The sequence below is a fragment of the Micrococcaceae bacterium Sec5.7 genome (assembly GCA_039636785.1).
Taxonomy (GTDB): Bacteria; Actinomycetota; Actinomycetes; order Actinomycetales; family Micrococcaceae; genus Arthrobacter.
Window position 1 is genome coordinate 868113 of sequence record CP144169.1, and the last position, 12597, is coordinate 880709.

At 62.3% G+C, this 12597-nt stretch carries 11 protein-coding genes and 1 tRNA gene; 7 read left to right on the forward strand and 5 right to left on the reverse strand.

The features are described 5' to 3' along the window. Positions 1–84 precede the first annotated feature (84 nt). From V3C33_03975 to V3C33_03990, 4 genes are all read left to right on the forward strand, one after another. The gene (locus tag V3C33_03975; GenBank protein ID XAS68477.1) at positions 85–1503 is read left to right on the forward strand and encodes a phosphomannomutase/phosphoglucomutase; all 1419 of its coding nucleotides are present in this window, start codon (positions 85–87) and stop codon (positions 1501–1503) included. A 7-nt stretch (positions 1504–1510) separates the two neighbouring features. Beyond that, positions 1511–2002, forward strand: a complete 492-nt coding sequence (locus V3C33_03980) for a hypothetical protein (protein XAS68478.1) — start codon at positions 1511–1513, stop codon at positions 2000–2002. A 20-nt stretch (positions 2003–2022) separates the two neighbouring features. Further along, positions 2023–2472, forward strand: a complete 450-nt coding sequence (locus V3C33_03985) for an Rrf2 family transcriptional regulator (GenBank protein XAS68479.1) — start codon at positions 2023–2025, stop codon at positions 2470–2472. Positions 2473–2597: 125 nt separating this feature from the next. After that, entirely contained in the window at positions 2598–3758 is a 1161-nt protein-coding gene (locus tag V3C33_03990; GenBank protein ID XAS68480.1) for a globin domain-containing protein, read from the forward strand. Between the two features lie 76 nt (positions 3759–3834). Here the strand turns inward: V3C33_03990 and V3C33_03995 are convergent, their stop codons facing one another. Then, positions 3835–5661: a phosphoenolpyruvate carboxykinase (GTP) gene (locus V3C33_03995; protein XAS68481.1), complete on the reverse strand. Its 1827-nt coding sequence runs from the start codon at positions 5659–5661 to the stop codon at positions 3835–3837. 279 nt (positions 5662–5940) lie between these two features. Here V3C33_03995 and V3C33_04000 point away from each other — a divergent pair. After that, positions 5941–6014, forward strand: a tRNA-Arg gene (locus tag V3C33_04000). 87 nt (positions 6015–6101) lie between these two features. Here the strand turns inward: V3C33_04000 and V3C33_04005 are convergent. The 3 genes from V3C33_04005 to V3C33_04015 all read right to left on the reverse strand — a co-directional run bounded on the left by V3C33_04005 (position 6102) and on the right by V3C33_04015 (position 8363). Beyond that, the gene (locus tag V3C33_04005) at positions 6102–6836 is read right to left on the reverse strand and encodes an FCD domain-containing protein (protein ID XAS68482.1); all 735 of its coding nucleotides are present in this window, start codon (positions 6834–6836) and stop codon (positions 6102–6104) included. 349 nt (positions 6837–7185) lie between these two features. Then, positions 7186–7614 carry an SRPBCC family protein gene (locus V3C33_04010; protein XAS68483.1) on the reverse strand — a complete coding sequence of 143 codons (429 nt, stop codon included), beginning with the start codon at positions 7612–7614 and terminating at the stop codon, positions 7186–7188. A 296-nt stretch (positions 7615–7910) separates the two neighbouring features. Then, positions 7911–8363 carry an SRPBCC family protein gene (locus tag V3C33_04015; GenBank protein XAS68484.1) on the reverse strand — a complete coding sequence of 151 codons (453 nt, stop codon included), beginning with the start codon at positions 8361–8363 and terminating at the stop codon, positions 7911–7913. 638 nt (positions 8364–9001) lie between these two features. Between V3C33_04015 and V3C33_04020 the strand changes: the two genes are divergently transcribed. Beyond that, positions 9002–9250 carry a hypothetical protein gene (locus V3C33_04020; protein XAS68485.1) on the forward strand — a complete coding sequence of 83 codons (249 nt, stop codon included), beginning with the start codon at positions 9002–9004 and terminating at the stop codon, positions 9248–9250. A gap of 36 nt (positions 9251–9286) precedes the next feature. On the opposite strand, the gene V3C33_04025 is transcribed toward V3C33_04020, so the two are convergent. After that, positions 9287–10162 carry a hypothetical protein gene (locus tag V3C33_04025; GenBank protein ID XAS68486.1) on the reverse strand — a complete coding sequence of 292 codons (876 nt, stop codon included), beginning with the start codon at positions 10160–10162 and terminating at the stop codon, positions 9287–9289. Between the two features lie 941 nt (positions 10163–11103). On the opposite strand from V3C33_04025, the gene V3C33_04030 reads away from it, so the two are divergent. After that, positions 11104–12567, forward strand: coding sequence for an NAD(P)/FAD-dependent oxidoreductase (locus V3C33_04030; protein ID XAS68487.1), 1464 nt, complete (start codon positions 11104–11106; stop codon positions 12565–12567). Positions 12568–12597: the final 30 nt, after the last annotated feature.

Here is a 12597-nt window from a genome sequence, read left to right on the forward strand (position 1 = left end):
CGAGGATGGCCGCGGACCGGACACATATCCACACACGACTTCCCCTCCACAGGGACCTCCCGTGTTCCCCGTAAGATAAGACGCGTGACTAGCGAACAGACAAAGACTTTTGACCTCTCTGCATCCTTCAAGGCGTATGACGTCCGAGGCATTGTGGGCGAATCCATCACCGCGGAAATCGTCGAAGCCGTGGGCGCCGCGTTTGTTGACGTGCTGCAATTGGAAGGCCAGACCGTCCTGGTTGGCGGTGACATGCGCCCCTCTTCCCCCGAGTTCAGCAAGGCCTTTGCCGACGGCGCCGCAACGCGCGGAGCCAACGTGCAGCTTCTTGATCTGATTTCCACTGATGAGCTCTACTTTGCCTGCGGTTCGCTGAACGCTGCCGGCGCCACCTTTACCGCCAGCCACAATCCGGCGGCGTACAACGGAATCAAGATGGCCAAGGCTGGCGCCCAGCCCATCTCCTCCGAATCCGGGCTCAAGGAGATCCAGGCCCTCGCCGAGGAATACCTCAACGCCGGCGCCATTCCCCCCGCCGCCACCCGCGGCCGCATCGGCGTCCACGATGTCCTCAAGGACTACTCCGAATACCTCCGCAAGCTGGTTGACCTCACCGGCTCGCGCCCGCTGAAGGTAGTGGTTGACGCCGGCAATGGCATGGCCGGACTCACCACCCCCGCAGTCCTCGGCGACACCCTGCTGCCCGGGCTGCCGTTCGAAATCATCCCGCTCTTCTTCGAGCTGGACGGCTCATTCCCGAACCACCCGGCCAACCCCCTCGAGCCGGAAAACCTGCGTGACCTGCAGGCTTCCGTGGTCAAACACGGCGCTGACATCGGCCTGGCGTTCGACGGCGATGCCGACCGCTGCTTTGTCATAGACGAAAACGGCGACGCCGTCTCGCCGTCGGCCATTACCGGCATGGTGGCCCGCCGCGAAATCGCGCGGGCCAGGGCACTCGGCGAAGAAACTCCCACCATCATCCACAACCTGCTGACCTCCCGCGCGGTGCCGGAACTTGTAGAGCACGACGGCGGCCGCGCAGTGCGCACACGTGTTGGCCACTCCTTCATCAAGGCTGTTATGGCCGAGGAAGGCGCAGTGTTCGGCGGCGAGCACTCAGCCCACTTTTACTTCCGCGATTTCTGGAACGCAGACACCGGGATGCTGGCCGCCATGCACGTGCTGGCAGCTCTCGGCGAGCAGGACGGCCCCCTGTCCGAGCTCGGCCGCGAATACGAACCCTACATCTCCTCCGGCGAAATCAACTCCGAAATCGAGGACAAGGCCGGAGCCGTGGAACGCGTCCGTGCCGACTTCGCAGGCGAGGATGTTGAGATCGACACCCTGGACGGCAGCACCTTCACCGCCAAGGATGGCAGCTACTGGTTCAACCTGCGCCCCTCCAATACCGAGCCGTTCCTGCGCCTCAACGCCGAAGCCACGGATAGGGCCACCATGGAACGCGTGCGTGACCGCGTCCTTGCACAGGTCCGAGGCTAGGCCCGGCGTGACTGACGCAACTGCCTCAAACGCGACCGAGGCCGAGTCGTCCTGGCGCGAATCCGTTGCTGAAGCGACGGCCGACGATCTGGAGAACCTGCTGGGTACCGGCATGGGCGCCGCCCAGGAACAGCTGGAACGCAACGGCGGTTTCCTGCCGTTCGCGCTGGTGGTGGAAAACGACGGCGAGGTCCGCCTTGTGGCGGTGTCGCCGGCTGGCGCCGGCGACGGCTCGGATGACGATTTCGATGCTGATTCCATGATCAGCGACCTCACGGAGCTGCTCCGGCAGAACCGCGAGGACTTCCGGGCTGCCGCAATTGTCTGCGACATCACCCTGATGGAGGAAGATTCGGACGCCATCCACGTGGCAACGGAACACCGCGACGGCTCCGTGTTCGCGGCCGTGCTGCCATACGCCGCCATCCAAGCATCCCATGAGTGGGAGTTCGGCCAGCTCGCTGCTGATACCAACGAACCCGCCATCTGGGTGGACTAGACCGGCCGGAGGCTGGCGCCATGAAGATCAATGCCTTTGCCGATGTGAGCCTGCGTGCCCTGATGGTGCTCGCCGCCGCCCCCGAAGGAAGCCTGCTGACCACACAGAGCATTTCCGACGCCGTGGGGACGCCCTACAACCACGTCAGCAAGTCGATGGCCAAGCTCCGCGGACTGGGCCTGATCGATGTCGAACGCGGCAGGAACGGCGGCTCCCGGCTCAGTGAAGCGGGCCGCCGCGCCACGGTGGGGCAACTCCTGAGGGAACTGGACGACCGTACCGATCCTGCCGAATGTCTGAATGAAGCCGGACATTGCCCGCTCATCAACGAGTGCCGGCTGCGGGCCCTGCTCTCCCGCGCCCGGGAGGCGTTTTACCGCGAACTCGACGACGTCATAGTTGCAACCTTGCCCACGTCACGGCAGATGACGCCTCTCTTCCAGTCCATCGGTCTTCGTCCGGGCCCTTGAGTTCCGCCCGATTAGGGAATGTTTTCTACGAGGTGTAGAACTGAGTCAGGAATACTTGTATTTCAAATACCAGTATTTGAATCGCGGTCCGGACCCAGACCCGGGTCACTACCTCAGGAGTTCGTATGCTTTCGGACAAGTCCCGCCCCATCATCGAAGCCACCCTGCCTCTGGTCGGTTCCCGGATCGGCGCCATTACGCCCAAGTTCTATGCCCGGCTCTTCGCTGCCCACCCCGAACTGCTGGACGGGCTCTTCAGCCGGTCCAACCAGCGCAATGGCAGTCAGCAGCAGGCGCTGGCAGGCAGCATCGCAGCCTTCGCCACCCATCTGGTCAACAACCCCGGCACCCTGCCAGAAACGGTGCTGTCCCGAATCGCGCACAGGCACGCATCCCTGGGCATCACGGAACCCCAGTACCAGGTGGTTTATGAGCACCTGTTCGCGGCCATCGCCGAGGATCTGGCCGAGGTCATCACCCCTGAAATCGCCGAAGCCTGGACCGAGGTGTACTGGCTGATGGCCGATGCTCTGATCAAGCTCGAAAAGGGCTTGTACAGCGCCCAGTCCAACGGCACCATGTGGAGCCCCTGGAAAGTTACGGCGAAGACTCCTGCCGGAACAGGCGCCATGACCTTCACACTGGAGCCTGCGGATGGCACTCCCATCACCCCTGCCCTCCCGGGCCAGTACGTCAGCGTGAAAGTCCGCCTCCCCGACGGGCTGCGGCAGGTCCGCCAGTACTCGCTGTCCGATGACGCCGGCACCAGCCGCAGGTTCACGTCCAAGTTGGACGACGGCGGCGAGGTGTCCCCGGTGCTGCACAACGGCGTCGAGGTGGGCAGCATCCTGGAGATCTCCAACCCGTACGGAGAGATCACGCTCAAAGACGATGACGGTCCGGTGGTCCTGGCCTCCGCGGGCATCGGCTGCACGCCCACGGCGTCCATTCTGCGGTCCCTTGCCGAATCCGGGTCCGAGCGCCAGATACTGGTGCTGCACGCCGAAAGCACGCTGGACAGCTGGGCCCTGCGCGGTCAGATGACGGACGACGTCGAGCGTTTGGACGGTGCCGATCTCCAGCTCTGGCTCGAGGAGCCACAAGCCGGAACGCGGCAGGGCTTCATGTCCCTGCGCGAGGTGGATCTGCCGGCCGACGCGTCCCTGTACCTGTGCGGGCCGTTGCCGTTCATGAAGCACATCCGCAATGAGGCGATCAACGCCGGGATTCCCGCCACGAAGATCCACTACGAGGTCTTCGGCCCGGACATCTGGCTGGCCAACTAGTCCCAAGATCAGCACGACGGCGGCTCCGCACCTTTGAGAAAAGGTGCGGAGCCGCCGTCGTGCTTGCGCAGATAACCTAGCTGAGACGCGCCTTCAGGCCGGCCAGTTCGGACTGCAGCGCCTGCGGCAGCGAATCACCGAAGTTGGCGTACCACTCTTCGATGGACGCCAGCTCGGCGGCCCATTCAGCGGGATCCACGCGAACGGCGTCCTCCACCTGCGCGGGGGTCATGTCCAGCCCGGTGAGGTCGATCGAGTCTCCGGTCGGCACGAAACCGATGGGGGTCTCGACGGCATCAGCCTTGCCTTCGAGCCGTTCCATGGCCCACTTCAGGACGCGGGCGTTGTCCCCGAATCCGGGCCAGGCGAAGCCGCCATCGGCCGTGCGGCGGAACCAGTTGACCAGGAAGATCTTGGGCAGCCGCTCCGGGTTGGCCTTCGCCGACAGGTTGACCCAGTGCCTGAGGTAGTCGCCGGCGTCGTACCCGATGAACGGCAGCATGGCCATGGGGTCGCGGCGGACCACGCCCACCTGGCCGGCCGCCGCGGCGGTGGTTTCGGAGGACAGCGTGGATCCCATGAAGATTCCGTTGGACCAGCTGCGGGCCTGTGTGACGAGCGGAATGGTGGTCTTGCGGCGTCCGCCGAACAGGATCGCGGAGAGCTCCACGCCGTCCGGGCTGTTGTATTCCTCGGCCAGCATGTCGATCTGGTCGATCGGCGTGCAGAATCGCGAGTTCGGGTGGGCCGCGGGCTGGTCGGAGCCAGGGGTCCAGGCGTTGCCCTGCCAGTCCGTAAGGTGCGCGGGCACTTCCTCCGTCATGCCCTCCCACCACACACCGCCGTCGTCGGTCAACGCCACGTTGGTGAAGATGCTGTGGCCCTTGGCGATGGCGCGCATTGCATTGGGGTTGGTGCCCCAGCCGGTGCCGGGAGCCACGCCGAAGAGGCCTGCTTCAGGGTTGCTGGCCCGGAGCTCGCCTTCCTTGCCGAACCGCATCCAGGTGATGTCGTCACCAAGGGTTTCGACCTTCCAGCCTTCGATGGTGGGATCCAGCAGAGCCAGGTTGGTCTTGCCGCAGGCAGACGGGAAGGCGGCGGAGACGTAGTAGGTCTTCTGTTCCGGCGAGGTCAGCTTGAGGATGAGCATGTGCTCGGCCAGCCAGCCTTCGTCGCGTGCCATGACCGAGGCGATGCGCAGGGCGTAGCACTTCTTGCCCAGCAGCGCGTTGCCGCCGTAGCCGGAACCGAATGACCAGATGGAGCGCTCCTCGGGGAAGTGCACAATCCACTTGTCCGGGTTGCACGGCCAGGTGACGTCGGCCTCGCCTGGTGCCAGCGGAGCGCCAAGGGAGTGCAGCGCCGGCACAAAGAATGCGTTGGTCTCGGTGATGCGGTTGAGCACATCGGTGCCGATTCGGGCCATGATCCGCATGGAGGCAACAACGTAGGCGCTGTCCGTGATTTCAACACCAAACTTGGGATCCTCGGCGTCGAGATGGCCCATCACGAACGGGATGACGTACATGGTGCGGCCACGCATGGAGCCGGAGAAGAGCCCGCGGAGCTTCTCCTTCATCTCCGACGGCTTCATCCAGTTGTTGGTGAAGCCGGCGTCGCGCTCGTTTTCGGAGCAGATGAACGTCTGTTCCTCCACACGGGCAACGTCAGCTGGATCCGAGAACGCGGCGAAGGAGTTGGGGAAAAGCTCTTCGTTCAGCCGAGTCAGCGTTCCGGCGGCCACGAGTTCGTCAGTGAGCCGATTGTTTTCGTCTTCAGATCCGTCAACCCAATGGATGCGGTCCGGCTGGGTCAGGCCAGCTACCTCTTCAACCCATGCCAGCAGGCCAGCATGCGTGGTGGGTGCCTTCTCAAGCAGCGGCAGTCGCGCCAGATCGCCCATTGCGGTTCCCTTCCTCGGGTTCAGTGGTGTGTGCTAAATGCTATTTGGCATGCCGCCGGCATTTTTGAAGTCAGACATGGGATGTCCTGGCGTGCGGTGTCTGAGATCCGCGGGAAATCAACGATCCCCGTCCTTCAATCCCAAAAATTAGTGACGAAGGTCACGTAGACCGGTCTAGTCGGCTAGATTACACCCCTCACGATTTGGAACAACAGGCAAACCTCGCGTAAAGTAATTCGAGGTTCGGGGACAGCAGAAATGCTCCAAGAACCACAAGATGCGCCCATAGCTCAGCTGGATAGAGCGTCTGTCTACGGAACAGAAGGCCGGGGGTTCGAATCCCTCTGGGCGCACAGAATGAAGGTCCGCACCGGTTAGCCGGTGCGGACCTTTGCTTTAACCGATTACCCTTGGGTCACCACGGCCGGACCACAGGAATTTCACTCCGAAACGACGTCCGTGATCCGCCTGCGGATGCCGTCGAAGTGGCGGTTGAGCCGCTCCGCCGCCTGGACCCTGTCCCCCGCCGCCACGGCAGCGTAGATGTTCCTGTGAAGTGCCGCTGTGGCCACAAGATCCTCGGAATCCGAACCGGCACCGATTTCCACGTGGATTTTCCGGTACACCTTCCAGAACACGCCCATCAGGTTGATCAGGAGCGCATTATTAAGGGGTTCGAACAGGCGGCTGTGGAACTCGGCGTCGGCTTCGACGAAGTTCTCGCCCGCAGCTGCCAGCCCCTCCATCCGGACCACGGATTCCTCGATGGCGGCCAGCTGCCCTGCGGTCATAACATCGATGGAACCGCCGATCAGTCCGGATTCGAGCACCTGGCGCACGTCAACGAGCTGGAGCGCTTCAAGTCCCTGATGGCGAAGTGACAGCCGGCCCCGGAAGGTCAGGCCGTCTGCCAGTGCTTCAAAGTTGCTGGGCGCCACGAACATGCCGAAGCCATGGCGGATCTCAATGACCCCCAGGGCCTGCAGAACCTTGAGGGATTCCCGCAGCGTGTTCCGACCGACCCCCAGTGCAACGGACAGTTCATTCTCGGTGGGCAACGGGTCCCCGGCCTCGAGCTCGCGCGCAAGGATCAGTTCCATGATGTCCGCCTGCAGGGCCCGGAGGCGGGCCTGTGCACTGAACCTCGCCGGCGGAACGACACTTGCGGTTGTCATCGTTCTCCTTGCAGAAGCACTGTGCCGGCCGGGATTCATTCAGTTGAATGAATCCCGGGACCCGGCATCAGTACGGTCTATATTGAGCCAACGGCATGCGCGCGCTGAATACATGTAGTGATTCACATCATACAATATCGGATGTCCCACCTCCTTGATAGGTATTTTGGCTCTTTTCGCCGCGCCATCCGCAGGGTTTTTGTCCAGCGACGGCAAAAAGCCGGCTTCAAATCCCATGGTGTTTCGGGAAACACCATGGTATGGCCCTGGGGCTCATAGGCATGCCAGGCGCTGAAAAGTGAGCGGGCATAGTGGAATGACCTGCGAGTGTTGCAACAACGGGTGCTGGTCAGCGTTCGAGCACGTTCTTGAGGTTGTGAACGAAGACCTTGTTCCGGTGCGGAACCATGAATGCCATCATCGGCGTCATCAGCATTTTGAGCCCGCGCGGCCGCATTTCGACGGCGCGGATGAAGCGGGTCCCTTCGGCGGCCGGCTCGATCGTGTAGGTGATCCGGGGCTGAAGCCCGGCGAAGTCCGCTCTGTACACCCGCGCGCCAGGCTCGACTTCAAGTGCCGTGAACGTGCCGTCGGTCCTGCCCATGAACGGCTTGAATTTTAGGGGGTAGGACTTACCGACTACCGGCACTGGATCGGTCGCGGCGTCCACCGAGGCGACGTCAACGTGCCAGTTCGGCTCGTTGCGGAGATCGGCAACATATCGGAAGACTACCTCCGGTCTCCGATCGATTAGCACGCTCTGTGCAGACCTGACCACAGTTCCTCCTCCGCGTGGCACGGCGCTCGGGGACGACACCCGGCACGCAAGGTTTCCCGTCTCCGTGGCACTTGTGACTCCAGTTTATGTCCCTACGAGTACGACGGAGCCATGAATTCAGAAGAACTCGATAGCAAGTGAGTCGGTAGCCGTTTCAACTCGTCGTGAGCATCGAGCTAATGGTCCTATCCGACAAAAATATGACTCACGAGAGTTTGACGACTCACCGTTGTCCCGATCCAGTCAGGAATGGCTGCCTTCCGCCTCCTGTCTTGTCCTTCGCGTTTGCACAAAAGTCAGTCACGAGGGTGTTCGGTGAGGATCTCGGTGAGCGTCTCAAGGTTTGCCCGAACGGTGCGCGCTTGCGCTTTCTGCACGAGCGGGTCGCCGAGACGTCCGAAGATTCCACCCAGACCCGATGCCGCGTCTACATGGTAGGTGAAGCGGGTTCCGCCGTCGGCCGACTCGAAGGTGTTGGTGAGCGTGAAGCCGAGCTTGCCCTCCACAGACTTGTAAGCGAGCCGGTGTGGCGATTCGAACTCGGTGACTTCGGTGGTCCAATCGAAATTCCTTCCCAGGATTTTACTGGTTCCGCGCGCGCGGGTGCCTAGCTTGACCGGGTCGCTTCCGATTTGCCCGGCCCGGACGATCGATGAGTCCCAGGCGGGCAGGTTTTCGGCCTTGTTGACGTAATCGAATACGTCCTCCGGCTTACGTGAAATGAAAACACTTTCTTCAATGATCGGCATAGGAATCTCCTTCAAAAGGTGCCCGTTGCCTGTGCGCTCCAAGAGCGCCGGCGGGCAGGATGAAAACATCTTGTTCCTACAGAACAAGGGGAGTCAACAGCCTGTTCGGTCAGTGCGTAGATCTGCCCAAGCCAGCTCCGCAATTGGGCGTCGACTTCTGCATCTGACGCAACGAGAATCTCATTGTGGACGCGGTTGGCGGAGACCCGCTCGCTGCGTCAGATCCGTCCGTCCTCCAGAGGATCCTTGGTGAGGGAGGTTTTCTTCGCCTCAACATCGAACGTCCCGATGTCCTGCAACAGCTTCAGCAGTGCGTTGTAATGGCACCACAGACAGGGCGGTCCCGGATGGTGTCCAATGCGGTGTCCATGTCCCCACATTAGTCCGACCCATGTGAGATTTCCGTAGACCGCGGGGCGCGAGACTCCCAGCATCTTGCCTATGCTGCAACCTCTGGCGGAACCCCGGCAGCAGGGACGTCCTTGCAGGTTTCCCGCGTGCCTCCTTGGCAGGGCGCAGAAAGCAGATTTGTTGATTTTGCTTGTCTTCGCGTGCGCCCGGGCTTAGCTTTGTGCTGGGAACACACCGCGGAGAACCCGATGACAGGTCATGTTCCCTCAGACAGAGGAGCACGACAGATGTCGACCATCTCCATCCCGCACGCCCAGATGGCCCCGATTCTGAACCGCAGCGAAACCGAACCCGGTGTTCTGCAGTTCGGCGGGGACTACATCCACTGCGGTGAACCGATGACGACCCAGGGCAACGATCTGCGCAGCATCTACGCGCCGGTGCACACCGCACGACCCGCAGTGGAGCTGCTGGAGGTCTACCTGCGAACGAAAGTCCTGCACTGCGGCTGCGGCTTCCAGATGGAAATCCCCTAGGGATCTTCATCCACACATGTCGGCAGTGGAAGCGATCTAAGAGATTCCCACATGGTTCTCAACTTCCCCAACCGCTGGCCGGTAGGACTTGCGGGGGCGGATACGGACGACCCGCAAACGCGGCAGCGCCAGCAGGAGACTTAAGTCGCCGTCTTGGACCTTCGTTGTGCCGTACGCGAAGAGTTCCTCGAGGTATTGCAGTGAAGAGAGTGGATGAAGTGAGTCGATGTCACCGCAGTCGCCGATGTTCAGGGTCTTGAGCGATCTAAGGTTCCGAATCGGTGCCAAGCTTGTGACTTTCCGGCAGGCTTCCAATTTCAGCGTGTGAAGGACCGTGTTCTCCGTGGTCGAGTCAAAGCCTGAAATATCGTTCAGCCGTGAGCCACGGAATATACCGAGTTCACCCAATTGAGTCAGATCCTGAAAGCCTTTCAATGACTGGATCTTGGGTCGGTCCTTCATCCGGATGCTCTCCAATAGCGGGTTTGCCTTGAAGACGGTCAGGTCAGGAGCGTCAAAGTACAGAACAAATATGCGTTTGAGCTCAGGAACGTCTGAAATCGTGTCGCGTACCTGCCCCCAGCCTGCGCCGAGATCTTGGAGCCCTGACAACAGGGAAAGGTCCAGCGTCGCTGAAGGCGCCGTCAGGACCTCTAGCTTGCGGAGGGTCGCGGCTAGCCGGTATATGGGAGAAAGATCGGTGACGCTCCTGTCTAGAATTTTGAGCCGTTTGATTGGCCATTCGCGGAGAAAATCGAGGTCCGGCTCTGCGTACCCGAGGGCATAGTTCAGCACCAAACCGTCGGCGTGACCGGCGGTCAGCACCTCGGTACAGGCTGTGGTCCAGATACCCTTAACAACCAGGTCTATCCCGTCGTCAACATGCGCCAGCTCAAACCCAATGTCGTCCATGGCTCTACCGTACATAAGGCTGGTCAGGCATGAGAGCAAATCGCTTGGGTCCAATCGGATTAACCCTGTTGGCGAGGTTGCTGATTCCACCAAGTCCATCAATTGCCTTTGTTCTACAATTTCGCGCTGTTTCTTTCCCCCGGAAACGGCAGTTCTTTCCGCCGCTGCGGCTTGGTCTACGGTTGTCCTTCTGTCTCGAACGTGCTCTGCAAGCCGCCTGGGTATGTTTCGGGACTGGCCTACGTATGTTCCTTAGTACGAATGCCCCGGCGACGACGCAGCCGACACCGGCGGTCCCGGCGCAGAGCGCCACACGGGCAACGATTCCGGCAACCATGCCGACGGTTTCCCAGTTCCACCAGCTGCTTGCCTGGGCGGCGCGCGAATGCCGGGGTGGGCACGAAGACCTGGGGCCGGGTCGGGCACGTAGGCTACGGGTTTGCCGACGGTGGCGTTGTGGTGGTGCTGGCCGGCCCCGGGGCCGTCCGTTACCCAAGGTCCGTTGGGTGCGAGCCCGCTGGTGTCGGACTGGTTAACGGGGTCGCCGTTGGCGTAGAGGTAGGGGGAGTAGTTTTGGCTTCGGCGAGGTCCAGGATCGGGTCGGGGGGGGGTGCAGGCAGAGGTGAGGTCAGGGCTGTGGACCGGCACCCCTGGCTGTGAATTATCGCCATTCACGCCGCGCCAGGCACCCCGTCGGAGACGAGGGTCAGTACCGGGCACCGCTGGTTCCTGATCCGGATCCAGCGGCCGGCCCCTTGCCTCGACAACGACGCCGGGAGCCCGGCTCAACGGTGAGCGCGGCGCTCCGTCCAGCGTTCTGCAAAAGCCTCGAAACATCGGGGAAACCCCCTCGAATTCAAGCATCCGTTGCATCGACTCCAAGAAACCGCCGGGCGTTATCGGGACAAAAACCCGGGTGAGGCGGGGCGTAGGCTGTTGCCATGACGGCACAGGTTGTTGAGCGTGAATTCGATGTCATTGTGATCGGCGCAGGGGCTGTGGGGGAAAACGTCGCGGACCGTGTGGTCCAGGGTGGCTTGACGGCGGTCCTGATCGAAGCCGAACTCGTGGGCGGAGAATGCTCGTACTGGGCCTGCTTGCCGTCCAAAGCCCTGATCCGCCCCGGAACTGCTCTTCACGGCGCCCAGACGGTGCCCGGTGCGAAAAAAGCAGTCACCCGGACCCTCGACGCCGCCGCCGTCCTCAAGCGCCGGGATTACTTCACCTCCAACTGGCAGGATGACAGCCAGGTCAAGTGGATTGAGGACACCGGAATCGAGCTGATCCGCGGACACGGCTGGATCACGGGGCCCCGAGCAGTGGACGTAGCCGGGCTGGACGGCAACAGCTACGCGCTCACGGCGCGTCACGCCGTCGTGCTGGCAACGGGTTCGACCCCCAATATGCCGCCCATAAACGGCCTGGCCGAGCTGGAATTCTGGGGCACCCGCGAAGCCACCTCCGCCCAGGAGATCCCCGAAACGCTGGCTGTTCTGGGCGGCGGAGTTGCCGGGGCAGAACTGGCCCAGGCCTTTGCGCGTCTGGGATCGGACGTTGCCCTGGTGGCCCGGCACGGGCTGCTGGGCAATTTCCCCGGAGAAGCAGCGAAACTGGTGGCTGCCGGTCTCCGCGCTGACGGTGTGGAACTGCACCTCAACACCGGGACAAAGAGCGTCTACGAAAACGACGACGGATCCGTCACCCTCACGCTCGACGGCGGCGCCACGATCACGGCGGACAAACTCCTGGTTACCACCGGGCGGCACCCTGCGCTGGAAGGACTCGGACTGGAAAGCCTGGGCCTGGCGGCACCGGACGGCAAGCCTTTGAAGCTCACCACCGATTCCACCGGTCTCGTTGAGGGAGCAGCGAACGACGGCGGCAGCGGCCTTTGGCTCTACGCGGTTGGGGACGCCGCCGGCAAGGTTTTGCTGACGCACCAAGGCAAATACGAAGCCCGTGCCACCGGCGATGCCATCGCGGCACGGGCAAAAGGTGAACTGCACGGGGCGCCGGCTGCGTGGAGCCGCTACGCCCATACCGCCAACGAGCACGCCGTCCCGAACCTGGTCTTCACTGACCCGGAACTGGCGAACGTGGGCCGTACCGTGCAGCAGGCCAAGAAGGACGGATACAACGTATCCTCCGTGGAGCTCCCCATTGCCGTTGCCGGTTCCTCGTTGCACGCCGAGCACTATGAGGGCTGGGCCCAACTGGTGGTCGACGAAGACCGGAAGGTGCTCCTCGGCGCAACGTTTGCAGGCCCTGATGTGGCCGAGCTCCTGCACGCCGCCACCATTGCGGTGGTGGGCGAGGTGCCGCTTGACAGGCTGTGGCACGCGGTCCCGGCCTACCCCACCATCAGCGAAGTCTGGCTCCGGCTGCTCGAAGATTACGGCCTCTAGATCAAGGAGCGCCAACGGACACGTGGGGCC